The organism is Roseateles aquatilis (assembly GCF_002205645.1).
GTDB lineage: Bacteria > Pseudomonadota > Gammaproteobacteria > Burkholderiales > Burkholderiaceae_C > Roseateles > Roseateles aquatilis.
This window is the reverse complement of sequence record NZ_NIOF01000001.1, coordinates 697,149-719,417: the sequence shown is the minus strand read 5'-3', so window position 1 is coordinate 719,417 and position 22,269 is coordinate 697,149. Positions and strand designations below refer to the sequence as shown.

Genomic DNA, 22,269 nt, shown 5'->3' with positions numbered 1-22,269 from the left:
CTCAGCCTTGACCGCGCGCCGCTTCCGGACGGGCGAAGATCGGACGCGTCTCGTTGACGTCGGCCTGGTAATGACCGGGGAAGAAACCCAGCGCGCGCTCGGCCGCCTCGCGGCTCTGGTCGCCGCGCAGTTGCACGGCGTCGACGCCGCAGCGCTGCAGCAGCGGCAGCATGTCCACCAGCACCTCGCCGACGGCGCGGACCTCGCCGGCGAACTTGAGGCGTGAGCGCAGCACGTGCGCCTGGCTGTAGGCGCGGCCGTCCACCCACTTGGGGAACTGCAGCGCGATCAGCGCCAGGCGCGGCAGGTCCGCGGCCAGGTCGGCGACCTCGGCGTCGTTGGGCAGGATCACGCCGGTGGCCAGGCCTTCCGGCCAGGTGTCGCGCACGGCGTGCCATTGCTCCAGCGTCAGCAGCTTGTGGTCGGCGGCGACGGGATGCGGCTGCGGGCCGTCCTCGCCGGCGCAGGTGTGCCAGGGGTCTTGGGCTTTGGAGACGAACTTCATGGCGGCGGCGATCGGTCAGTGTTGCGCGGTGGTGCGGCGGATGGCGTTGGTCGCCTGCTTGAAGGCGTCCAGGCCGATGCGGCGCACGGTGGCGATGAAGCGCTCTCCGGCCTGGCGCTCGCGGCGGTAGGTGGCGATGACGGCCTCGACCGCGTCGGCGGCCTCGTCGGCCGCGAAGGACGGGCCGATGACCTTGCCGGGCACCGCCGCGCCGGACAGCGTCGAGCCGTCGGAGCCGCCCAGCGTGATCTGGTACCACTCGCTGCCGTCCTTGTCGACGCCGAGCACGCCGATGTGGCCGCTGTGATGGTGGCCGCAGCTGTTGATGCAGCCGCTGATGTGCAGGTCGATGTCGCCGATGTCCCAGAGCTCGTCCAGGTCCTGGAAGCGCTCGGTGATCTCGGCCGCGACCGGGATCGAGCGGGCATTGGCCAGCGCGCAGAAGTCGCCGCCGGGGCAGACGATCATGTCGGTCAGCAGGCCGATGTTGGGCGTCGCGAAGCCGTGTTCCTTCGCGGCCTCGAACAGCGCCGGCAGGTCGCTTTCGCGGACCCAGGGCAGCAGCAGGTTCTGGTCGTGCGAGACGCGCAGCTCGCCGTGGCTGTGGCGGTCGGAGAGCTCGGCGGCGGCGTCCATCTGGGCGTCGGTGATGTCGCCGGGCGGCAGGCCGACGCGCTTGAGCGACAGCGTCACCGAGCGGTAGCCGTCGACGCGGTGCGCGTGCACGTTGCGCTCCAGCCAGCGGCGGTAGGCGGGCGACGCGCCTTCGAAGATGTCGATCGGCGCCGTCGGCGTCACGCCAGCCGGCTCGACGAAGCTGGCGGCGACGCGCGCCAGTTCGGCCTCGGGAATGATCTGCTCGTGGCTGCCGGTGTCGTCGGCCAGGATGGCCTGGTACTCGGCGTTGGCGGCGTCGAAGAACGCCTGCCCCTCGGCTTTCACCAGGATCTTGATGCGCGCCTTGTACATGTTGTCGCGGCGGCCGAAGCGGTTGTAGGTCCGCACGATCGCTTCCAGGTACAGCAGGATGTGCTGCCACGGCACGAACGGGCTGATCTGCTGGCCCACGATCGGGGTGCGGCCCATGCCGCCGCCGACCAGGACCTGGAAGCCGATCTCGCCGGCCTCGCTCTTCTTCAGCTGCAGGCCGATGTCATGCCAGCCGATGGCGGCGCGGTCTTCCGACGCGCCGGAGATCGCGATCTTGAACTTGCGCGGCAGGAAGGCGAATTCGGGGTGCAGGGTGCTCCACTGGCGCAGCACCTCGGCGTAGGGCCGCGGGTCGATCAGCTCGTCGGCGGCGACGCCGGCGGTGACGTCGCTGGTGATGTTGCGGATGCAGTTGCCGCTGGTCTGGATGCCGTGCATGTCGACATCGGCCAGCAGGTCCATCACGTCGGCCGATTGCGGCAGCGGGATCCAGTTGAACTGCAGGTTCTGGCGGGTGGTGAAGTGGCCGTATCCGCGGTCGTGCTCGCGGGCGATGCGGGCCAGTTGGCGCAGTTGCTTCGAGGAGAGCACGCCGTACGGAACGGCGACGCGCAACATCGGCGCATGACGCTGGATGTACCAGCCGTTCTGCAGGCGCAGCGCGCGGAAATCGTCGTCCGGCAATTGGCCGGCCATGTGGCGCTCGAGCTGGTCGCGGAATTGCGCGGCGCGGGCGTGGACGAACTGGCGGTCGAAATCGGTATAGGCGTACATGGTGTCAGCTGAGCGCTGGCCGGAAATGAGGAGCCCGCCGCGTCATCTGACACCGCAGCTGGCCCAGGGCTGGCCGGGAGTCTGCACTCTATGAATGCTTTATATATATGGGAACTACAAAAACGTAGATTGCTTATTCTTGAATAAGCATATGAATAACGCTGGAAAGCGCGGGCCCGAGCCGTCCTGTCCGGAGCGAGCGTACCTGCGGGATCCGGGGGCCTCCTTCCCTCCAAGTCCCAAGTCGCTCAGGAGACCCCCGGAGCCCTTCGGTCCCATCACCGCTTCATCCGATGGACAGGGTCCGAAGTGCCCTCAGCTGGTCCTGGATCCGAGGGGGGAGGGATTCGGCGCCGCTCAGCAGCGCGCGGATGTGCACGGCGTTCTCGACGGGGTCGCAGGCGGCGCTCAGGGGCCAGTCCAGGTCCTCGTTGATTGCCGGATTGAGATCGGTGGCTTGCCCGTCGGCGAAGCCTTGCAGGTGCGCCTTGCGCCGCAGGTGCAGGTAGGCCTCGCCCTCGCTGGCGCGCATCAGCAGTGCGCGACCGCCGTCGGCGCTGAGCACCGGCAGCGCCTGGCCCATGCTGTCGACGTACTCGGGGTGCGTGACCGCGACGACGCGCACGCTGCGCCCGGGCAGCGGGTCCAGCAGCTTGGCGATGCTGTGGCTGCTGTTGCGCAGGCCCAGGCGGGGGCGCAAGGCCATCATCGCGTCCAGGCCCGGGTGCAGGGCCGCGGTGGGCAGGATGGCCAGGCGATCCGCGGCCAGCCGGCGCGCCGCGTCGGCGGTGTCCGTGGCCACGGGCAGGCCGAGCGCGTCGAAGAGCTCGAACGGGCTGACCCGGCTGTCGAAGTCATGCCGCCCGTGGATCAGCACGGGAATGCCCTCGCGCGCCAGCAGCAGCGCCACCAGCGGCATCAGGTTGGCTTGCTTGCGGGCACCGTTGAAGGTGGGCAGCACGACGGTGCGCGGTGCGTCGGGCGGCGGGGCGACGCGTGCGGCCCCGGCCTGCATGGCCTCGACGAAGCCGAGCAACTCGTCCTGGCTCTCGCCCTTGATGCGCATCGCGATCAGGATCGCGCCGCGCTCCAGGTCCGGCACGCTGCCGTCCAGCAGGGCGCCGAACAGCGCGCGGGCCTGCTCGCGCGTGAGGTCGCGCGCGCCACGCGCGCCACGGCCGATTTCCTTGATGAGCGGGGCGTAGTCCATGAGGGGTCCGGTGGGAAGCGGGCATCTTAAGAGCAAGCCCCCGGACGGAAAAAAGCCGGCCCCGCGGGGCCGGCTCGAGCCGCCCGGAGCGAAGCTCCGGGCAGGAGACATTCAGAATCAGGCCACGAGTGGGGCCGTCGCACGCGCGGAGCCGGCGTCCCTCGGGCTGCCGGGCAGGGCGGCGGCCACCGTGGCGGCGGGCGGCGCCGCGCGGGTCGCGGCCGTCTCGGCCACGTCGTCCTTGATGCGCAGCTCGCCGAACAGGTCCTTCGGATCCGCCATGTCCGGCACCAGCGCCAGATCACGACCCAGGTTCAACGCCAGCGCGCGGTCGCGCAGCCAGCGCAGGGTCGCGAAGTCTTCGAGCGCGAAGCCGACGGAGTCGAACACCGTCACCTCCTCGGGCGATCCGCGGCCTGCGGCCTCGCCGCGCAGCACGCGCCAGAACTCGGTGACCGGGAAGTCCGCGGGCATCTGCTGCAGGTCGCCCTCGATGCGCGATTGCGGCTCGTACTCGACGAAGACGCTGGCACGCGTCAGCACGTCGCGGTGCAACTCGGTCTTGCCGGGGCAGTCGCCGCCGACGCCGTTGATGTGCATGCCGGGCTCGACCATTTCCGGCGTCAGGATGGTGGCGTTGCGCTTGTCGGCGGTGACGGTGGTGACGATGTCGGCGCCGCGCACCGCGTCGGCCGTGCTGGCGCTGCGGATGAGCGTCAGGCCGGGCACGCGCGACAGGTGCCGCACCAGCTTGTCGGTGGCGGCGGGGTCGACGTCGAACAGGCGGATCTCGTCGATGCCGAGCAGGTGATGGAAGGCCATCGCCTGGAACTCGGCCTGCGCGCCGTTGCCGATCAGCGCCATCGAGCGCGAGTCCGGCCGCGCCAGGTGGCGGGCGACCAGGGCCGAGGTCGCCGCGGTGCGCAGCGCCGTGCTGAGCGTCAGCTCGGACAGCACCGCCGGCGTGCCGGTGGCGACGTCGGCGAGCACGCCGAAAGCCATGACGGTGGGCAGGCCCACGCGGTGGTTTTTGGGGTGACCGTTAACGTACTTGAAGCTGTACAGCGAGGCGTCGGAGATCGGCATCAGCTCGATCACGCCGTCGTCGGAATGGTTGGCGACGCGGGCGCTCTTGTCGAACTCGCTCCACCGGCGGTAGTCGTCGGCGATGTAGCGGGCCAACGCGGAAAAGCTCTCGGCCAGGCCATGGTGGCGAACGATGCGGGCCACGTCCGCGGTCATCAGCAATCGGGTCATCGGCAATCTCACGGGTATTGGGATGCCTCCATTCTTCGGACCCTGCGCGCTAGCGGGAAGCCAGTGAACTGAACAATAATTCGAGCTCCTTGTTCATTTCGTCAGGCTCCACTGACGTTTTGCCGTGAGATTCGGGTTAACCCGGGCGCTGCTCGCCCGTGGGAAGGATCGATGGACACGCTCGACCAACAGTTGATCGCGCTGCTGCGCCAGGACGCGCGCGCCAGCATCGCGACGCTGGCGCACAAGCTGAAGGTGTCGCGGGGGACGGTGACCAACCGGCTGACGCGGCTGGAGGACAGCGGCCAGATCGTCGGCTACACGGTGCGGCTGCGGGCCGACATCGCGCCGCGCCACATCACCGCCTGGATGAGCATCGCGGTGGAGGGCAACCGCACGCGCGAGGTCGTCGGCATCCTGCTCGGCGAGCCCGGCGTGGCGGGCATCTTCGACACCAACGGCCGCTGGGACCTGCTCGCCGAGCTGCGCGCGGAGAGCCTTCAGGAACTGGCCGAGATCCTCGAGCGCGTGCGCCTGATCAAGGGCATCGGCGCGACCGAGACCAGCATTCACTTGCAGACGTACAAGCTGGCCTGACCAGCCCGAGTTGCATCAGTCCTTGGGCACGACGCGCTGCTTGGCCATGACCACTTCGTCGAGGGACGTCATGTTGGGCGCGACTTCTCCCTCGGAGTTGTAGACCCACATTTCGAAGCTGAAGGCCGCGGCTGTCGGCGCCGATGCCGACCAGGACATCGGCAGACTCCCCACGATGGCGTGCGGGTCGAGCGCCTTTGTCGTCACAGGCAGGGTGGTCAGCGGCGTCGTGCGGCCCGCTCGTCGTACGAAGCTGGCCTTGCCGTCAGGCGTCACTTGAAACGCCGCTGTCGCCCAGCCGGCGCCGGAGAACGGCATGTCCTCCAGCGATCGAGGATCGTTCCCGAAGTGGACTTGCGCGGCACCATTCTGGCCGGGCAGTTGGAGGGCTAGCCACTCGTCGCCGCGCGTGAGGCCCAGGAACGCCAGATCATGGTGCATTACCGTGTGGATACGCGCGGCCCAGAGCGGTTGCTGGGTGGCTGTCCACCCGGGCAGGGCGATCTTGTAGATGCGACCGTGTTCGTACTCGTAGGGCTTGCCATATTCGGTCTTTTGCCAGGACAGGGCCATCGGCTCATACGGCGGGTGGATCCACTGCGCCACGATCTCGGGCGTGTTGCACCAGTGGTCGGCCTGGTCGTACCCCGAGATGCCGTGCCGACGCCGAAGAGCGTTGCCGCACACGACGGGCCGGATCTCGCGCGAGCCGGTCGCAGGCGCATGGACATCAGGAAGCATCAGCGCCTTGACCCGGGCGTCGTCGGCTCTCAGCGACCCACCGCGCACCCAGGTGTATCCCCGGTCGTGACTCACGAAAGGTCTCAAAGCCTCGACTGCGGCGATCGCGGCGCTGTCGGGACTCTCCTTGGTCGGGTCATGGCGGTCGCAGGTCACCCCATCGAACGAACGGCACATCGCGTCGCCTCGGGCGTTCTTGGAGAGCATCCCCGGATGTCCGAGCAAGGTGTAGTCGTGCCACACGGCGAACAGATTGGCGTGGGCCACATTGCACCAGTGATCCGGCGTGTCATAGCCGGTGGAGTGCCAGACCGCGCGATGAGCGCTGCCGCAAACCAGAGGCCGCACCCGGTCCGGATCGGTGGCGGGCGTTCCGGCCTGGCAGTCGCGACCGTTTTCGCTGTAGCAACTGAAATTGCCGTCGGCCTCCAGCCGGTAGTGAATGCCGTGCCATTTCTTCCAGGCCGATGGATGAGGGGACGGCTCGGCGGCGGCCGACAAACCGTACGCCGTGAAGAGGGCGGCCAGGAGTCGGCCCAGGATGGGTGCGTGCACGTGAGACCTCTTTGCTGATTGAAGGACACACGCTCTGTGTCCCTCGCAGGCTGGTGACGCATGACACCCACGCCTTTGATGCCCGAGGCACGCGCGGCGGGCCGGCCTTGGACCGTGCCCTCAGCGCCCAGGAGCGGACGCTGCCCCGGGCTCGTCGTCCGCGTCCGGGTCCGGCGCGAGCTGGAAGCGCCCGTCGCGCAATTCCATCCGGGTCCGCTGCACCACCGGCCGCGGCGACGGACACGTGCCTTCGTTGAAGCGCAGGACCACCTCCACGCGCGGCCCCAGACCGGGGCTCAGCACGCTGACGCCGGAGGTCTGCGGCGCCGCGCCCGCGCCGCAGGCGCGCGGGCCGGGCTTGTCCTCGAAGCCCAGGTCGGCGGCCAGTTGCACCTCGCCATCGCGCTCCAGGATCAGGCGCTCGCGGCGGCTCTCACGGCCGCGGTCGTCGTCGTGGCGGCGGCTGCGCAGGATCCAGCGGTCGTCGGCGATCTGCAGCAACTGCAGATCCTCGTCGCCGGAGCCCGGCATGCCTTGCGTCAGCAGCAGGCCGCGGGCGCGCAGCTTCCAGCGGCCGGCCTCGTCGGCCGCCAGCACCGCCGCGCCCAGCGCGGGCACGCAGGCGGCGCAGCGGAACTGGTCGCGTGGGCCGGGCGTCAGTTGATAGACCAGCATCAGCTTGTCGACGTCGCGCTCGACATAACGGGCGCGGAAGACCTCGCGGATCTCCGCCCTCAGCGCCGGCGACCGGCCGCCGAAGAAGGCGGCGATGCGTTCGTCGCGCCAGGTCGTGCCGCCGTAGACCATGCGCATCGCCGCGTCGGCCTTGGGCGGCGACTCGATGGCCACGGGCAACTGCGCATGCGCCGGCGGCGCGATCGCGGCGGCCAGCACCCAGGTCATGGCGAGGATCGACGGAGAACGGGCGGGCAGGCTCATGAGAACGGAGAACGCGCGGAAGAAGGCTCGACGGAAGGGCTCGGGGCAGGGCACAGGCGCGATCATCGCCGAGTCCGGCTCGGGCGTTGGCAGCGCGGCGCGCGCGGGCGCGCGAGGCGCCCCTTTGGCGATGATGGCAAACCCTGTCGGGCTCGGTGGCGCGCGCGGCGCTCGCGGAGAGGAGTGAGGAGTGGACGATCTACAAGGTGGCGCGCGCGGCCGCGCGGGGCGCCCTCCGATGCCGCAAGGCCATCCTCCCGCGTGTACAGTGCCCCCCGCATGAGCCGTCCCCAGACCCATGCCCCGGTGATCCGCAGCCTGCTGGAGACCGATCTCTACAAATTCACGATGTGGCAGGCGATGCTGCATCGCCATCCGCAGGCGCAGGCCGAGTACCGCTTCGCCTGCCGCAACACGCCGCAGTACCCGCTGGCGGAGCTGCTGCCGGACCTGGAGCGCGAGCTCGACCACCTGTGCTCGCTGACCTTCCGCAAGGAGGAGCTGGACTACCTGCGCGGCCTGCGCTTCATGCGGACGGACTTCATCGACCTGCTGCGCATCTTCCGTTTCCAGCGCGACTTCATCTCGGTGACCACCGACGGCGACCGGCTGGACATCGTGGTGCGCGGCCCGCAGGTCCACGTGATGGGCTTCGAGATCTTCGTGCTGGCGATGGTCAACGAGCTCTACTTCCGCCGCTTCGACCAAGGGCCCGCGATCGCCGAAGGGCGCCGTCGGCTGGCGGAGAAGATCGCATCGATCCGCGCCTTCGCGCGCGACGAGGCTCCGCGCCGCCACCCGTTCCAGTTCTTCGACTTCGGCCTGCGCCGGCGCTTCTCCGGCGCCTGGCACGAGGAAGTGCTGCGCACGCTGCGCGACGAGCTGCCCGAGACCTTCCGCGGCACGTCCAACGTGCTGCTGGCGCGCGAGCTCGGTCTGGTGCCCATCGGCACGATGGCGCACGAATACCTGCAGGCGTACCAGGCCACCGGCGTGCGGCTGCGCGACCACCAGAAGGCCGCGCTGGAGGACTGGGTGCAGGAGTACCGCGGCGACCTGGGCATCGCGCTGACCGACGTGATCGGCATGGACGCGTTCCTGGCCGATTTCGATCTCTACTTCGCCAAGCTCTTCGACGGCCTGCGCCACGACTCCGGTGATCCGGTCGAGTGGGGCGAGAAGGCGCTGGCGCATTACGACAAGCTGCGCATCGACCCGCACACGAAGCGGCTGGTGTTCTCCGACGCGCTGGACATGCCCAAGGCGCTGGCGCTGTACCGCCACTTCGCGGACCGCGTCCAGCTCGGCTTCGGCATCGGCACCAAGCTCAGCAACGACATGGGCCTGGCGACGCTGAACATCGTCATCAAGCTGACCCACGTCAACGGCCAGCCGGTGGCCAAGCTCTCCGACAGCCCCGGCAAGACGATGTGCGAGGACCAGACCTTCCTGGCGTACCTGCGGCAGGTCTTCAACGTGCCACGACCGGACTGATCCCGGCCGCGTCCGCGGTCGCGGCCGTCATCCGGCGCGCCATCAGTCCCGATGCGCCGTGATGCGGTGAATCACCGGCCCCGCCAGCAGCGGCGTGGGTTTGCCCTCGACCCAGTCCTGATGTCCCGCGCCATAGAACGGCGACATGGGGTGCCCGCTCTGCCCGCCGGGCACCGACAGCCAGCCGTGGTCCTCGCGACCCGGCGAGACCACCAGCCGTTCCGATTGCCCGAACGCCGGTGCCGCCACGTGCGGCAGATTGTCGTCACCGCCTTGCGGCACCGACGGCATGTCCAGCCAGCGCGACAACGCCGGGATCGCCTTGGCCAGCGGATGCTGGATGCGGCTCGTGTTCTGCGCGCCCCAGGTGGCGGCGCCGAGGTTGCCGTCCGGCGCCATGTCGCGCGCCGCGGCGTCGAGCTGCGCCAGCAGCAACGCATCCCAGTCGCCGAACGCGGCCGGCAGCAGATGGGCGGGGCGCTCGTCGAGCGCGCGCGCGGCGCTGTACTCGAACTGATTGCGCCAGCGGATGTTGCGCTGGGGATCGACCTGCCGTTCGCCCCGCGACGGCGTGATCCACGCATCCCACAACGTGTCCAGCACGCGCAGCCGGGCCTGACGCACCAATCGGTAGGCGGCTTGATCGGCGTCGGCGCGGCCGTTCCAGTTCTCCAGCAACTGGACGAAGGCGCGGTGCGTGGGGTTCGTGCCGGCATCGGTCCTGGCGGCGGCCAGCAGGCGCGTCGCCCAGGACTTCATGAAACGCGCCTCGTCGTCCAGGTGGATCGCGCCGAGGCTGGCTTCATCGTGTCGGGTCTTCTCGGCCAATCGGTCGCGGATCTGCTGCGCCCGCGCGCCGAGGTCGAAGTCGCCGTCGCCCAACAGCTCGCCGGCGTCGCCGCCGAGCTGCCGGTGATTGGCCGTCCACAACTGGCCTTGCGCGGGCGACAGCACCTGCGGTGAGCGTTCCGGCGTCATCCAGTCGTGCCGCGTCGCGGACGGCGCGACGAAACGCCCGTATGACACGTCCAGGCCCGGCTGCGACCAGAGCCGGCCGGCGATGGTCCAACCGATCTGGCCGTCGCGGTCGGCGGCGAGCAGGTTCTGATGCGGCATGCCGGCGCGCTGCGCGAGGGCGAGCGCCTCGCTCACATGCCGGACCTGCAGCAGGCGATCCAGCTCCAGGTTGTAGGCCGCGCCCTCGTGCGCGATCCAGTGCAGCGCGAAACGACGCTTGCCCGCGGTCACGACGATGGGCGAGCCGTTGATCTCCTGAACCTCCAACGTCCGCGACGGGCCGCCCATCACCTCCAGCGTTTCCGTGTGCGTCGTGACCGCGGCGTCGGCGGGCACGTCGACCCAGTCGAACCATTGGCCGTAGGCATTGGTGAAACCCCAGGCGACGACGCCGTTGGAGCCCACCACCATCGCCGGCACGCCCGGCAGCGTCACGCCGGCGGCGCGGATCGCGCCTTGGCCGGTGCCGATGCGGAACTGCGCGCGATACCAGATGCTGGGCACGCCCAGGCCCAGGTGCATGTCGTTGGCCAGGATGGCGCCGCCATGCGCGGAGCGCGTGCCCGACACCGCCCAGTTGTTGCTGCCGATCACGGGCCGCTCGCGCGGCGTGGGCGCGATCGCGGCCGGCGCGCCGGGCGAGGTGCTGGATGGCGCGCTGGCGGGAGCGCCGCCCGGCACGGCGCCGACGCGCAGGTCGAGCTGCGCCGGCGTGGGCATGACGGGTGGCGGAATCTGGCTGCCGTCGAGCGCCGCATCCCAACGCCCGCCGCGCGGGCTCAGCCACGCGAAGACCGAATCGCCGACCTGCTCGCGCAGCATCGCGCGCTCCAGGCCCGCCTCGAGGCTGTCGGACTGCAGCATGAAGTACATCTCGCCGACCACCAGCATCGAATCGACCGGTGTCCAGTCCTGCGGCCTGGCGCGCAGCAGCAGGTACTGCCAGGGCCGCACCGGCAGCTCGTGCAGCCCGGCGTTGACGCCTTCGGTGTAGGCGAGCAACAGCAGGCGGTCCTCGCCGGACAACTGCTCGAAGCGATCGGTCAGGCGCGCCCGCAGCCGATGCAAGCGGCGCTGCCGGTCGCGATCGAGCGCCTGCTCGCCGAATAGCGCGGCCAGCTCGCCGGCGGCCGACCGGCGTGTCAGGTCCATCTCGAAGAAGCGCTCCTGCGCATGCGCGAAGCCCAGGCCGCGCGCGACGTCGAGCCGGGTCCGACCCTCGACGACCAGCGTGCCGCGCTCGTCGCGTCCCAGACTGAGCGGCGCGGTCAGGCCGGGCAGGGCGACTTCGCCATCCAGTTGCGGCCGGCTCGCCCGCACCGCGGCCCAGCCGGCGACGACGGCCGCGATCAGCAGGATCACCAGCGCCAGCAGACCCCGCATCGCCCAGCGCCGCAGCGCGCTTGTTCCATTCATCGTTCGTCCTCCCTGATTCCCGATCACCTGACCGCCGCCGCCGCGCCCTCATCGATCGTCGCGGTCGGCGGCGGGCGCATTGTCGGGCGGCGTGCGACTGCCGCGCCATATCGTTTCCCTAGAATCCACGCCCATGTCCCGATCCCCGTTCCGATCCCCGTTCCGATCCCCGCTCCGATCCCCGCTCCGATCCGTGTCCCAAGCGTTGTCCGGAGCGCCGTCCCCGAGCGACGCGTCCCCGTCGTTCGCCCCCGAGCGCCGCCGCTGGCTGATCGCCGCCGCGGCGCTGAGCCTGGGCGCGCTGAGCGCGTGCTCGGTCATGACGCCCGCGCCCGCGCCGGCCACCGCCCCGACGGCCGAGCCGGACCTGCCGACGCCGGTGACGCCCAAGCCCATCCCGAAGCCGCCGCGCATCGGGCTGGCGCTGGGCGGCGGCGCCGCGCGCGGCTTCGCGCACATCGGCGTGATCCAGGTGCTGGAGGAGAACGGCATCAAGGTCGACCTGGTCTGCGGCACCTCGGCCGGCAGCCTGGTCGGTGCGCTCTACGCGGCCGGTCGCAACGGCAAGGAGCTGCAGACGGTCGCGGAGTCCATGGACGAGGGGGCCATCACCGACTGGACCTTCCCGATGCGCGGCCTGATCCGCGGCGAGGCGCTGGCGCGCTACGTCCGGCAGATGACGGGCAATCGCGGCCTGGAGCAATTGCCGCTGCCGCTGGGCATCGTCGCGACGGACCTGGGCGACGGCTCGCCCATCCTCTTCCGTCAGGGCGACGTGGGCACGGCGGTGCGCGCGTCCAGCGCGGTGCCGGCGGTGTTCCAGCCGGTCAAGATCGGCAACCGGGAGTACGTGGACGGCGGTCTGGTCGCGCCGGTGCCGGTGCGTTTCGCCCGGCAGATGGGCGCCGAGCTGGTCATCGCCGTCGACATCGGCGAGCCGCCCGATCCCAAGATCCCCGGCGACGCGATGCGCATGCTGATGCAGACCTTCTCCATCATGGGCAAGTCGATCAACCAGTACGAGCTGCAGGGGGCCGACGTGGTGCTGCGCCCCAAGCTCGACGGCTTCAGCGGCGCCGACTTCACGACGCGCCGCCGCGCCATCGCGCTGGGGCGCGAGGTGGCGACGGCGATGCTGCCCGAGATCAGGAAGAAGATCGCGGCGAAGACGCGTTGATGCCTTCCCGAGACCTGGGCCCGGCGTGGATCGGCCGGTCGATCAATACGGGGGAGGCGTTGGGCGTTGCCGGGTCACCAGCACGTCCTTGATGACCGGGAGCGGGGGGTCTCGCAGATCGGATTCGTCGAATCGTCGCTGGCCACCGCTTCGGTGGAGCGAGGCGATGACCGTGACCCAGGTTCTCGGACTTTCTGTCCAACGGAAGAACTGGAGCTGCCGCCACGTGTTCCACGGATCGAGTTCGTACGCCTCCAATGCCTGGAAGCCGCGCCAACCCGGAGCCTGGAAGAAGCGCACGCGGCCGGTCTTGTCGACGCGAATCGCCAGCACGCCTCGCCCTTTCGAGTCCAGCAGTTGCCGCCGGAATAAATGGTGGGACTTGAAGTCGTGGGCCGTGACGCCGGACGTCGCCGCTGCACCGAGGCTAGCTGTTCGATGCCAGCCCAAGGACGGTCTGCTGTAAGTCGGGTAGGGTTCAACGTACTCGGTGTCCCATCCACCGATCATTAGCTCCACCCCGGCGTGCCACGGTTCAGGGACCCGAAATCGGACGATCCAGGTGGGGACTTCCTGAGCGCTCCAGCGCTTCAGCTCGATCTCGTGATCACGGCTGAGTTGACGGCGGTCGGTGTGGATGGATCGCCTGGTCTTGAGCAGGGGCTTGTCGCGTAGCAGCAGCTCCGGCGATGAGCACCAATGGTTCGGGTCGTCATAGCCGCTGAAGTTGGCGCGTTCTCTCATTTGCCGACCGCAGACCACGGGATTGAGCGACCGCGAGCGGTCGGACCGGTGCTCTCCCGGCGCCAGGCAACTGGTGCCGTCAAGCGATTTGCACATCACGTCGCCGCGCGGGTTGGTGGCCAGCACGACTGGGTAGCCGAGCGGTTCGTAGCTGACCCACTTGGCAAACAGGTTGGCGTAGGCGATGTTGCACCAGTGATCGAGCCGCTGGTAACCGGGCAACGTTCGCCATAGCTCCTTCTGCGGCATGGCGCAATTGATCGTGCGTGCTTCCTTGCCGGAATCCGGCGTGCGGGTGCTGCAGTGTTCGCCGTCCTCGCTGTAGCAGCTGATGTCGCCGCCTGCGGTCAGTCGAAAGTGCCGCCCCTCCCAGGCGCGCCAGGCGTTGACGGCGGGCTCCGACCTCGGCGAGTCAGCTTCGGCGGCCTTGAAGTCGCCTGCGTCGTGGTCGATCGACGTGCTCGCCGCGGCGTCGCTTGCGGACCGGGCTTCGGAAATCGGAAACAGGCCGACGGTGTTGTCGCTTTGCGCGGCAACGGCGATGGGTATCCATCCGACAGCCGCGGACAGGACTAGCGCGGCGGACAGGACGTGCCGGCGAGTGAGGTGGGAACGGGACGGGACGAGGGGCATCGGATCGGCTCCAACTGACAAGGGAGTCGGTCAGTCGCCGTCACGGTTTTGCCTGCATGACAACAACCAAGGCCGGTCAGCGTGGGGCCGGGTTCAGAGCCGCTCGCCCCTTGCGCTGGCCTCGATCAGCCGGTCCAGCCGGGCCAACTGCGTCTCTGGTTTCTTCGCGCTCAGGATGTGCCAGATCGATGTGCGGCGGTATCCGTCGGGCTGCTTCTGGAAGAAGGCCCAGGCGTCGGCATGGCGCATGAAGATGACCTCGTGCGAAGGCGTCAGCTCCACGAGCTCCTTGGGCTGCTCGAACGAGTAGACCCGCGACTTGTGTTCCAGGCGGGCCTCGAAGGCGGCCAGGCCGGCGGGTTTCATGCGGCCCTGCGCGAGCAGGGCCTCGACGCGACCGATGTTGACGGCGCTCCAGATCGAGCCCGCGCGGCGCGGCGTGAAGCGGATCTTGTAGGTCTTGTCGTCGATGCGGGTGCGCACGCAGTCGATCCAGCCGTGGCACAGCGCCTCGTCGACCGACTCGGGCCAGTCGATGCTGGGCGCGCCGGTGGCGCGCTTGTGGAAGCCCACCACCAGCTCGGAAGCCGTGGCGGCGTGCTGGTCGAGCCAGTCGCGGAAGTCCGCGGGGGTCGCGAAGAAGATCGGGGTGCGGGCAGCCATGGGCGGCGAGTATGCCCTCGGGCGACGGCCGGCGCTGTCGGCGGCGGCCGGTCGGTGCCCCGCCCCGGGGGCGGCCCGACGCCGGTCGGTCCGCTCAGGACACCTTGAAGACCGAGACCACCTCGGCCAGCCGCTGGGCCTGCTCGCGCAGCGAGCTGGAGGCGGCGGTGGATTCCTCGACCAGCGCGGCGTTCTGCTGCGTCATCTGGTCCAGGTTGGCGACGGCCTGGTTGACCTGCGAGATGCCGTCGCGCTGCTCGGTGGCGGCGGCGGCGATCTCGCCCATCAGGTCGGTGACGCGGCGCACGCCGCTGACGATCTCTTCCATCGCCTGGCCTGCCTCGGCCACGTCCGAGGAGCCCGCCTCGACCGTTTCCACCGAGCGGTTGATCAGCGTCTTGATCTCCTTGGCCGCCTCGGCGCTGCGCTGCGCCAGCGAGCGCACCTCGCTGGCCACGACCGCGAAGCCGCGGCCCTGCTCGCCGGCGCGCGCCGCCTCGACCGCCGCGTTCAGCGCCAGGATGTTGGTCTGGAAGGCGATGCCGTCGATGGTGCCGATGATGTCGGCGATGCGGGTCGAGGAGTCGCTGATCTCGCGCATCCGCGACACCACCTGGCCGACCACCTTGCCGCCGCGCTGGGCCGCGTCGGCGGCGCTGCCGGCCAGCTGGTTGGCCTGGCGCGCGGTGTCGGCGGACTGGCCGACGGCACCGGTCAACTGCTCCATGCTGGAGGCGGTCTCTTCCAGGTTCGACGCCGTCTGCTCGGTGCGGGCCGACAGGTCCTGGTTGCCGACGGCGATCTGCGACGCGGCGCTGGACACCGACTCCACGCCGTCGCGCACCTGCGTCACCACCGATTGCAGTTGCGTGACCATGCGCATCAGCGCGGTCTGCAGTTGGGCTACCTCGTCGCGGCCCTGGACCCGCAGCGTGCGGGTGAGGTCGCCGGCGGCCACCGCCTCGGCGATGGCCACGGACTCGACCAGCGGCCCGGTGATCTTGCGGCTGATGATGAAGGCCAGCGCCGCGCCCAGGGTCACCGCCAGCAGCGTCATGCCGATCACCAGCCAGCGGCTGCTCGCGTAGATCGCGTCGCCCAGATCGTTGGCGGCGTTGGCGCCGGCGGTGTTGAGCTCGACCAGATCGTCCACCGCCTTGCCCAGCGCCTCGTACTTGGGCAGGCCGTCGATCGCCAGCAGGCGCTTGGCGGTGGCGTCGTCGTCCTTGCGCGCAGCGTCGACCATGCGGGCGCTGTGCGCCAGGTAGTCGGCCCACAGGGAGCGCACATGCTTGAGCTTTTCCGCTTCACCGGGGGAACTGACCAGCTTCTCGTAGGCGTTCAGGCGTTGCTCCACGCCTTGGCGCGATTGGTCGATCTTGCCGGCGTCGGTCGCGCGCTCGCTGCCTTCGGACAGCAGCATGCGGTACTCGCGGGTGCGGAAGCGGGTGATGTCCTGGTTGATCGCCTGCGCCGCGCGGGCGGACGGCAACCAGTTGTCCGCCATGTCGGAGGCGGTGTCGTTGACGCGGCCCAACTGGTAGATGGCCATGACGCCCAGCAGCGCGGTGATCAGCAACACGGAACAAAAGGCCAAGGCAAGCTTGGCGCCGACGGACAGACGGTCGAACATGACGGACTCTCGGAGTTGAAAGACCCCGGGCGGGGTCGGAGTCGACATGCGTCCAGACGTCGAAAGGTCGTGTGGAGACGCGGGTGGGGAGGCGCAGGCATGCCGTTTGCTGAAATTGTCGTACGCGTACATGGCGTTCGATAGGCAACCGCGCTGAGGGTTCGTGAGGATTTAACGTGATCTCCAGTATGAGATAACGTACACAAACGATAACTTCTTACATCCATGAATCAAGTGCGAGACACCGATCCTGACGGCGGGCGCGGGGCGCCGAGGCTGCGACGCGGCCCCGCGGAGATGGCCGCCTTGAAGCGCGAGATGCTGGAGCGCGCCCGCAAGATCTATCGCGAGGAAGGCGTGGAAGCGCTCAGCATGCGCCGGCTGGCGCAGGAGCTGGGCATCTCGACGATGGCCATCTACAGCTACTTCGAGAGCAAGAAAGCGCTGCTGGACGGGCTGTGGATCGAGATCTTCGAGGCCCTGACGGACGAACTGCTGGACGCGTCCAAGGGCCAGCGCGGCGCGCGCAAGGTGCTGGAGGCGCATGTGCGCTGCTTCCTGGATTTCTGGGAGCGCCATCCGGAGCAGTTCCGGATGATCTACATGTCGCTGACGCAGAGCGGCTCGCTGGACGAGATCGGTCAGGCGCAGCAGCCCGTCTACTACCGCTTGATCGGCTTGGTCCGCGAACGGCTGGCCGCCTGCGCGCCGGAGGGCGTCGAGCCCGACGAGCAGCGCATCCGGCTGCTGTGCGACCTGCTATCGGTGCGGCAGATGGGGTATCTGATGATGGTGATCGGCCTGCCGCGCTATCCGCTGCTGGATCGGGAGCTGCTGCGCGAGCTCACGGTGCAGGGCGCGCTGCGCGACGTGACGGATCAATACGCGGCCGGCGCGACGCTCTCCGTGGCGCCATCCGGGCGCGCCACCGGCTGACGCGAAAGCGCTTTCGCACGAGGGCCGGGCACCCGGGCGATTGCTGGAGCACCGGGGTGGTGCCGGCGCCACCAGGCGGGGCATCGACCCTTATCCAACGAGGCCGTGATCATCGTCGCCGCCGCTCAGACGAGACGCGCCCAGCTCGAGGCGTCAAGCGACCGGCCCTCGACATCCAGGGCTCACTCGTCCGCGCAGGCAAAAAAAAGCCCAGCATGAAGCTGGGCTTGAAGGGCACTTGGGAAGCCTAACTTCCTTGGGTACCGAGGAGACAACCGGTCAATGGCAACCGACAACCTCAGGCGGCGCGCTTGGCGGCGCGGGAGGCGGTCTGGGTCGCCTTCACCGCCGTGCTGGTCACGGCGTTGAAGTTGGATTCCGCGATCTCGGAGGCTTGCTTGGCGGCCTTGTGCATGCTTTCGTAGGCGTTGTTGGCCGCGGCAACCGCCGACTTGACCAAAGCAACAGCATTTTCCGTGCCAGCAGGCGCGTTCTTGGTCACGTTGTCGACCACCGAGCCCAGCTTCACTTGCGCGTCGGCGACTTGCGCCTCGGCCAGCTTGGCGAATTCGGAAGAGGTGGACGACGCGATGTCGTAGAGGTGGCGGCTGTAGGCCACGGCCTTCTCGGCGGACGGTTGCAGCAGCGAGGCCTGCAGGGCCAGCAGCTCTTGCGCGTCCTTGACCGACAGGGCGGATTGGGCGGTCTCGGCGGCTTCGCCCAGGGCGGTGCGAGCCACTTGCAGGTTCAGTTCCACCAGCTTCTCGACGCCTTCGAAGGCCTTGCTGGTCAGCCCGAACAGGGCGTCCAGTTGGCTCTTTTGGGCGGCGATCAGTTGTTCAGCAGTCAGCATGCGAAATCTCCTTGAAATTGAGGTCAGCCAGGGAAACGGCAGGCTGAGGACCGGGGCCGCAAGCTATGTTGCAGTGCAGCATGGAGCCAAGTATAGGACCGCCCAAAGGGATTGCAAGCCCTTTTTGCTGCATTGCAGCAAAATGACGGCATCCCCCTGCCGATGGGGCCCCGGGCGTCTTCCCGGGCCGTTGCGGGCGACATTTCCGGCGCTTGCCCCGGCGGCGGGGCGCGCACGGTAAGGTCGCGGGCATGCTCGCGTTCCATTACGACCATCTGACCCTGGCGCTGCCGCCCGGGCATCGATTCCCGCAATCCAAGTACCAGATGCTGCGCGAGCGCGTGGAGCGCGATCCCGGCCGGATGCGCCTGCGCGTGGCCGATGCGGCGACGGCGGCGGAGCTGGCGCTGGTCCACACGCCCGACTACATCGACGCCGTCCTGCACGGCACGCTGAGCGCCGCCGCGCAGCGGGAGATCGGCTTCCCCTGGGCGCCCGGGCTGCCGCGACGCTCGTTGTGCTCGGTCGGCGCGACGATCGCCGCCGCGGGCGCGGCCCTGGAAGAGGGCGTCGCCGCCAGCCTCGCGGGCGGGACGCACCATGCCTACGCGGACAAGGGCAGCGGCTTCTGCGTCTTCAACGACGTGGCGGTCGCGGCCCGGCTGATGCAGGCGCGGTGGCACCGCGAGCATCCCGACCGGCCCGGGCTGCGAGTGCTGGTCGTCGACCTGGATGTGCATCAGGGCAACGGCACGGCCCGTATTTTTCAGGACGACGACAGCGTCTTCACGCTGTCGATCCACGGCGAGAAGAACTTCCCGTTTCGCAAGGAGGCCAGCGACCTCGACGTCGGATTGCCCGACGGCTGTGGCGACGAGGTCTATATCGAGGCCCTGGAGACCGCGCTGGCCGAGGTCTGGCGGCGCGTCGCGGATCGGCCGCCGGGGCTCGCGTTCTACCTGGCAGGCGCCGATCCGCACGAGGGCGACCGGCTCGGCCGGCTCAAGCTCAGCGCGAACGGACTGCTGCGCCGCGACCGGATCGTGCTGGATGCTCTGTTCGAGCGTCGCATCCCGGTGGCGCTCAGCATGGCGGGCGGTTACGGCGAGGACCTGGGCGTGACCGTCGAGGTGCAGCGCCGGACGCTCGACGCGGCGGCGGACACCTGGGCGCGATGGCAGGCTGCTCGAACAGTCTGAGCCGCCACTGACGACGTTTCCATTCTGGAGCCGTCATGTTCGATATCCAGCCCCCTGCCCAGCACCCGGCGGCGCCGGCGCACGTGGTCTGCTGCCCCGTCGCCAGCCGCGCGGAGGCCGCGCCGGCGCATCCCACCCCAATGAACGTCGAGCGCTTCGACCAGACCTGGACGCGGCAGCCGCTGACCTTCCCCAATCCCGGCCAGGTGATCAGCTTCCAGCTCACGCTGCAGCCCGGACAGGTGTTGCCGGTCCACAAGCATCCCCATCCGCGCATCGGCAAGGTGCTGCAGGGCGAGATCCGCGTGGTGCAGACCAGCACCGGCATCCACCGCGACTTCAAGGCCGGCGAGACCATCGTCGAATCGATCAACGACTTCCATCACGGCGAGGTGCGAGGGCGCGAGCCGGTGATCCTGGAGGTCCGTGATCACGTGCCGCCCGGCGTCCAGTCGAACACCGAGTACCGCGACCCCCCGTAGCCCACGCGACAGCGGCGGCTCCGCGGCGATGGAAGAATCGCCGCCATGACCGCCGACCACGCCCACCACGCCGCCCCCGCCGACCGTCCGCCGCCGCGCCCGACCCCAGAGCCGCGCGAGGCCTTCGCCCGCTTCATCCCGGTGTCCACGCGCTGGATGGACAACGACCTCTACGGCCACCTCAACAACGTCGTCTACTACAGCCTGTTCGACACGGCGGTGAACCGCCACCTGATCGAGCAGGGCGCGCTGGACCTGCACCGCGGCGAGGTCATCGGCCTGGTGGTCGAGACCCAGTGCAACTTCTTCGCGTCGCTGGCCTTCCCGCAACATGTCGAGGCTGGCCTGCGTATCGCGCGGCGCGGTCGGTCCAGCGTCCGCTACGAGATCGGCCTGTTCGCCGAGGGCGAGCCGCTGTGCGCCGCGCGCGGCCACTTCGTGCATGTCTACGTGGACCGCGCCTCGCGCCGGCCGGTGGCGCAGCTTCCCGATCCCTACCTCAAGGCGCTGGCCGCGCTGGAGATGCCATGAACCTGCCTGATCCCTTCCTGCCGCCGACGCCCGAGCAATCCGCCGCCGTCGACGCCGCGATCACGACGCGCCATTCGATGCGCGCCTTCCTGCCGACGCCGGTGCCGCGCGAGGTCGTCGAGGGCCTGCTGCAGGTCGCCGCCCGCGCGCCGTCCGGCACCAACACGCAGCCGTGGCAGGTCCACGTGCTGACCGGCGCGGCCAAGGAACGCCTGGTGACGCGGCTGCAGGCGGTCTACGACGACCCGGAAGAACTCGCCACCCACGGCGAGGAGTACGCCTACTACCCGCGCGAATGGGTCTCGCCCTACATCGACCGGCGCCGCAAGGTGGGCTGGGACCTGTACGGCCTGCTGGGCATCACCAAGGGCGACAAGCTGCGCATGCATGAGCAGCACGGCCGCAACTACCGCTTCTTCGACGCGCCGGTGGGACTGATGTTCACCATCGACCGCGTCATGCAGCAGGGCAGCTGGCTGGACTACGGCATGTTCCTGCAGAACATCATGGTCGCGGCCCGCGCGCGCGGTCTGCACACCTGCCCGCAGGCCGCATTCACGCAGTTCCATCGCGTGATCGCGGAGGAGCTGGGCCTGGCGCCGACGCAGCAGGTCGTGTGCGGCATGTCGCTGGGCTACGCCGATCCGGCGGCGGTCGAGAACACGCTGGTGACGGAGCGCGAGGCGGTCTCGACCTTCACCCGTTTCCTGGAGTGACGGCGCGCCGTCGCGGTGCCGTCCTGAAACCGGGGACAGCCGCGGCGCACGCGCCACAGGCTGGGCGATCCGCGGCCCCGGCGGCGCGCCGCGACGGGCCGCCGGCCTCGTGGCTGCCTACAGTTGGCGCTTCCCTGCAAGGAGACTGAGCCATGAGCAAACCGCGCGTCCTGGTGGCCCGCAAGACCTTCGACGACATCGTCGACCGGCTGCGGCCGCACTTCGAGGTCGAGGTCAATGACAGCGACCTGGGCTGGTCCCAGGACGAGCTGATCCGCCGTCTGCAGGGCAAGGCCGGCGCCTATATCGCCGGCGGCGACAGGATCGACGCGGCGCTGCTCGACGCCTGTCCCGAGCTCAAGGCCGTCTGCACCATGGCCGTGGGCTACAACAACATCGACGTGCCGGCCTGCACGGCGCGCGGCGTCGTGGTGACGAACGCGCCGGACGTGCTGACCGAGACCACCGCGGATTTCGGCTTCGCGCTGATGATGGCCACCGCGCGCCGCATCACCGAGAGCGAACACTTCCTGCGCCGCGGCGAGTGGAAGCAGTGGTCGGTGACGATGTTCGCCGGTGCCGATATCCACGGCGCGACGCTGGGCGTGCTGGGCATGGGGCGCATCGGCGCGGCGATCGCGCGGCGCGGTCACCTGGGCTTCGGCATGCCGGTGCTGTATCACAACCGCTCGCGACTGCCCGCCGATCAGGAAGCGCCGCTGGGCGCGCGATGGGTCGAGAAGGACGAGCTGCTGCGCCGCGTGGATCACCTGATCATCGTCGTGCCGTACAGCGCGTCGTCGCACCATCTGATCGGCCAGCGCGAGCTGCGGTTGATGAAGAAGACGGCCACGCTCGTCAACATCGCGCGCGGCGGCGTCGTGGACGACGCGGCGCTGGCCGCCGAGCTCAAGGCCGGCACCCTCGCGGCGGCGGGCCTGGACGTGTTCGAGGGGGAGCCGACGGTGCATCCGGATCTGCTGGCTTGCGAGAACGTCGTCCTCACGCCCCATATCGCCAGCGCCACGATCGCGACGCGTCGGGCGATGAGCGATCTGGCCGTCGACAACCTGATCGCGGCGTTGACCGGGGGCGTTCCCCCGACGGCGTTGAACCCCGAGGTGTTGAAGGGCTGAGGTTGAGGCCAGGCGCTGGGCGCTGGCCGCGGGGCACCGCCCATCTGCCTCGGACCTGGCGTTGGCCGCGAGCGCATGGGGCCTTGCCTTCGCAAAACCCCCAGCGCTCCCGTCCCCCACCACTGTCGCAC

At 69.4% G+C, this 22,269-nt stretch carries 20 protein-coding genes; 9 read left to right on the top strand and 11 right to left on the bottom strand.

Features of this window, described 5'->3' with window-relative positions:
- Position 1: 1 nt before the first annotated feature.
- The 4 genes from CDN99_RS03075 to ocd form a co-directional block, all read right to left on the bottom strand.
- A complete protein-coding gene (locus tag CDN99_RS03075; RefSeq protein ID WP_088382614.1) occupies positions 2–505 on the bottom strand; it encodes a DUF934 domain-containing protein in 504 nt (167 codons plus the stop codon).
- 15 nt (positions 506–520) lie between these two features.
- Complete coding sequence (locus CDN99_RS03070; protein ID WP_088382613.1) at positions 521–2,209, bottom strand: nitrite/sulfite reductase; 1,689 nt, start codon at positions 2,207–2,209, stop codon at positions 521–523.
- A gap of 286 nt (positions 2,210–2,495) precedes the next feature.
- Entirely contained in the window at positions 2,496–3,419 is a 924-nt protein-coding gene (gene ybiB / locus CDN99_RS03065; RefSeq protein WP_088382612.1) for a DNA-binding protein YbiB, read from the bottom strand.
- 117 nt (positions 3,420–3,536) lie between these two features.
- Entirely contained in the window at positions 3,537–4,676 is a 1,140-nt protein-coding gene (ocd, locus tag CDN99_RS03060; protein WP_088382611.1) for an ornithine cyclodeaminase, read from the bottom strand.
- Positions 4,677–4,847: 171 nt separating this feature from the next.
- Between ocd and CDN99_RS03055 the strand changes: the two genes are divergently transcribed.
- Complete coding sequence (locus CDN99_RS03055) at positions 4,848–5,273, top strand: Lrp/AsnC family transcriptional regulator (RefSeq protein ID WP_088382610.1); 426 nt, start codon at positions 4,848–4,850, stop codon at positions 5,271–5,273.
- A 15-nt stretch (positions 5,274–5,288) separates the two neighbouring features.
- Here the strand turns inward: CDN99_RS03055 and CDN99_RS03050 are convergent, their stop codons facing one another.
- Complete coding sequence (locus tag CDN99_RS03050) at positions 5,289–6,569, bottom strand: hypothetical protein (RefSeq protein WP_088382609.1); 1,281 nt, start codon at positions 6,567–6,569, stop codon at positions 5,289–5,291.
- Positions 6,570–6,689: 120 nt separating this feature from the next.
- Positions 6,690–7,574, bottom strand: a complete 885-nt coding sequence (locus CDN99_RS03045) for a hypothetical protein (protein WP_141100602.1) — start codon at positions 7,572–7,574, stop codon at positions 6,690–6,692.
- A gap of 213 nt (positions 7,575–7,787) precedes the next feature.
- Between CDN99_RS03045 and pncB the strand changes: the two genes are divergently transcribed.
- Entirely contained in the window at positions 7,788–9,002 is a 1,215-nt protein-coding gene (pncB, locus tag CDN99_RS03040; protein ID WP_088382607.1) for a nicotinate phosphoribosyltransferase, read from the top strand.
- Positions 9,003–9,044: 42 nt separating this feature from the next.
- Here pncB and CDN99_RS03035 read toward each other — a convergent pair whose 3' ends face one another.
- Complete coding sequence (locus CDN99_RS03035) at positions 9,045–11,435, bottom strand: penicillin acylase family protein (RefSeq protein ID WP_088382606.1); 2,391 nt, start codon at positions 11,433–11,435, stop codon at positions 9,045–9,047.
- A gap of 319 nt (positions 11,436–11,754) precedes the next feature.
- On the opposite strand from CDN99_RS03035, the gene CDN99_RS03030 reads away from it, so the two are divergent.
- On the top strand, positions 11,755–12,612 hold the full coding sequence (locus CDN99_RS03030; protein WP_088383350.1) for a patatin-like phospholipase family protein: 858 nt from the start codon (positions 11,755–11,757) through the stop codon (positions 12,610–12,612).
- 42 nt (positions 12,613–12,654) lie between these two features.
- Here CDN99_RS03030 and CDN99_RS03025 read toward each other — a convergent pair whose 3' ends face one another.
- The 3 genes from CDN99_RS03025 to CDN99_RS29595 all read right to left on the bottom strand — a co-directional run bounded on the left by CDN99_RS03025 (position 12,655) and on the right by CDN99_RS29595 (position 16,285).
- Positions 12,655–13,989, bottom strand: coding sequence for a hypothetical protein (locus CDN99_RS03025; RefSeq protein WP_088382605.1), 1,335 nt, complete (start codon positions 13,987–13,989; stop codon positions 12,655–12,657).
- A gap of 93 nt (positions 13,990–14,082) precedes the next feature.
- The gene (locus tag CDN99_RS03020; RefSeq protein WP_088382604.1) at positions 14,083–14,652 is read right to left on the bottom strand and encodes a YdeI/OmpD-associated family protein; all 570 of its coding nucleotides are present in this window, start codon (positions 14,650–14,652) and stop codon (positions 14,083–14,085) included.
- A gap of 94 nt (positions 14,653–14,746) precedes the next feature.
- A complete protein-coding gene (locus CDN99_RS29595) occupies positions 14,747–16,285 on the bottom strand; it encodes a methyl-accepting chemotaxis protein (RefSeq protein WP_158218734.1) in 1,539 nt (512 codons plus the stop codon).
- 225 nt (positions 16,286–16,510) lie between these two features.
- Between CDN99_RS29595 and CDN99_RS03010 the strand changes: the two genes are divergently transcribed.
- Positions 16,511–17,221, top strand: a complete 711-nt coding sequence (locus CDN99_RS03010) for a TetR/AcrR family transcriptional regulator (protein ID WP_088382602.1) — start codon at positions 16,511–16,513, stop codon at positions 17,219–17,221.
- 298 nt (positions 17,222–17,519) lie between these two features.
- Here the strand turns inward: CDN99_RS03010 and phaP are convergent, their stop codons facing one another.
- Positions 17,520–18,074: a TIGR01841 family phasin gene (gene phaP, locus CDN99_RS03005; protein WP_088382601.1), complete on the bottom strand. Its 555-nt coding sequence runs from the start codon at positions 18,072–18,074 to the stop codon at positions 17,520–17,522.
- Between the two features lie 251 nt (positions 18,075–18,325).
- Between phaP and CDN99_RS03000 the strand changes: the two genes are divergently transcribed.
- From CDN99_RS03000 to CDN99_RS02980, 5 genes are all read left to right on the top strand, one after another.
- Positions 18,326–19,273, top strand: coding sequence for a histone deacetylase family protein (locus CDN99_RS03000; RefSeq protein ID WP_088382600.1), 948 nt, complete (start codon positions 18,326–18,328; stop codon positions 19,271–19,273).
- Between the two features lie 35 nt (positions 19,274–19,308).
- A complete protein-coding gene (locus CDN99_RS02995) occupies positions 19,309–19,755 on the top strand; it encodes a cupin domain-containing protein (RefSeq protein WP_088382599.1) in 447 nt (148 codons plus the stop codon).
- A 45-nt stretch (positions 19,756–19,800) separates the two neighbouring features.
- Positions 19,801–20,286, top strand: a complete 486-nt coding sequence (locus CDN99_RS02990) for an acyl-CoA thioesterase (RefSeq protein ID WP_088382598.1) — start codon at positions 19,801–19,803, stop codon at positions 20,284–20,286.
- On the top strand, positions 20,283–21,002 hold the full coding sequence (locus CDN99_RS02985) for a nitroreductase (RefSeq protein WP_088382597.1): 720 nt from the start codon (positions 20,283–20,285) through the stop codon (positions 21,000–21,002). Before CDN99_RS02990 ends, CDN99_RS02985 begins: the two co-directional genes overlap by 4 nt.
- A 152-nt stretch (positions 21,003–21,154) precedes the next feature.
- Positions 21,155–22,138 carry a 2-hydroxyacid dehydrogenase gene (locus CDN99_RS02980; protein WP_088382596.1) on the top strand — a complete coding sequence of 328 codons (984 nt, stop codon included), beginning with the start codon at positions 21,155–21,157 and terminating at the stop codon, positions 22,136–22,138.
- The last annotated feature ends 131 nt before the right edge of the window (positions 22,139–22,269 follow it).

Excerpts from the sequence above, each read along its gene's own strand:
- CDN99_RS03075 (WP_088382614.1), bottom strand. The coding sequence starts at position 505 with ATGAAGTTCGTCTCCAAAGCCCAAGACCCCTGGCACACCTGCGCCGGC.
- CDN99_RS03070 (WP_088382613.1), bottom strand. The coding sequence starts at position 2,209 with ATGTACGCCTATACCGATTTCGACCGCCAGTTCGTCCACGCCCGCGCC.
- ybiB (WP_088382612.1), bottom strand. The coding sequence starts at position 3,419 with ATGGACTACGCCCCGCTCATCAAGGAAATCGGCCGTGGCGCGCGTGGC.
- ocd (WP_088382611.1), bottom strand. The coding sequence starts at position 4,676 with ATGACCCGATTGCTGATGACCGCGGACGTGGCCCGCATCGTTCGCCAC.
- CDN99_RS03055 (WP_088382610.1), top strand. The coding sequence starts at position 4,848 with ATGGACACGCTCGACCAACAGTTGATCGCGCTGCTGCGCCAGGACGCG.
- CDN99_RS03045 (WP_141100602.1), bottom strand. The coding sequence starts at position 7,574 with ATGATCGCGCCTGTGCCCTGCCCCGAGCCCTTCCGTCGAGCCTTCTTC.
- pncB (WP_088382607.1), top strand. The coding sequence starts at position 7,788 with ATGAGCCGTCCCCAGACCCATGCCCCGGTGATCCGCAGCCTGCTGGAG.
- CDN99_RS03035 (WP_088382606.1), bottom strand. The coding sequence starts at position 11,435 with ATGAATGGAACAAGCGCGCTGCGGCGCTGGGCGATGCGGGGTCTGCTG.
- CDN99_RS03030 (WP_088383350.1), top strand. The coding sequence starts at position 11,755 with ATGACGCCCGCGCCCGCGCCGGCCACCGCCCCGACGGCCGAGCCGGAC.
- CDN99_RS03025 (WP_088382605.1), bottom strand. The coding sequence starts at position 13,989 with ATGCCCCTCGTCCCGTCCCGTTCCCACCTCACTCGCCGGCACGTCCTG.
- CDN99_RS03020 (WP_088382604.1), bottom strand. The coding sequence starts at position 14,652 with ATGGCTGCCCGCACCCCGATCTTCTTCGCGACCCCCGCGGACTTCCGC.
- CDN99_RS29595 (WP_158218734.1), bottom strand. The coding sequence starts at position 16,285 with ATGTTCGACCGTCTGTCCGTCGGCGCCAAGCTTGCCTTGGCCTTTTGT.
- CDN99_RS03010 (WP_088382602.1), top strand. The coding sequence starts at position 16,511 with ATGAATCAAGTGCGAGACACCGATCCTGACGGCGGGCGCGGGGCGCCG.
- phaP (WP_088382601.1), bottom strand. The coding sequence starts at position 18,074 with ATGCTGACTGCTGAACAACTGATCGCCGCCCAAAAGAGCCAACTGGAC.
- CDN99_RS03000 (WP_088382600.1), top strand. The coding sequence starts at position 18,326 with ATGCTCGCGTTCCATTACGACCATCTGACCCTGGCGCTGCCGCCCGGG.
- CDN99_RS02995 (WP_088382599.1), top strand. The coding sequence starts at position 19,309 with ATGTTCGATATCCAGCCCCCTGCCCAGCACCCGGCGGCGCCGGCGCAC.
- CDN99_RS02990 (WP_088382598.1), top strand. The coding sequence starts at position 19,801 with ATGACCGCCGACCACGCCCACCACGCCGCCCCCGCCGACCGTCCGCCG.
- CDN99_RS02985 (WP_088382597.1), top strand. The coding sequence starts at position 20,283 with ATGAACCTGCCTGATCCCTTCCTGCCGCCGACGCCCGAGCAATCCGCC.
- CDN99_RS02980 (WP_088382596.1), top strand. The coding sequence starts at position 21,155 with ATGAGCAAACCGCGCGTCCTGGTGGCCCGCAAGACCTTCGACGACATC.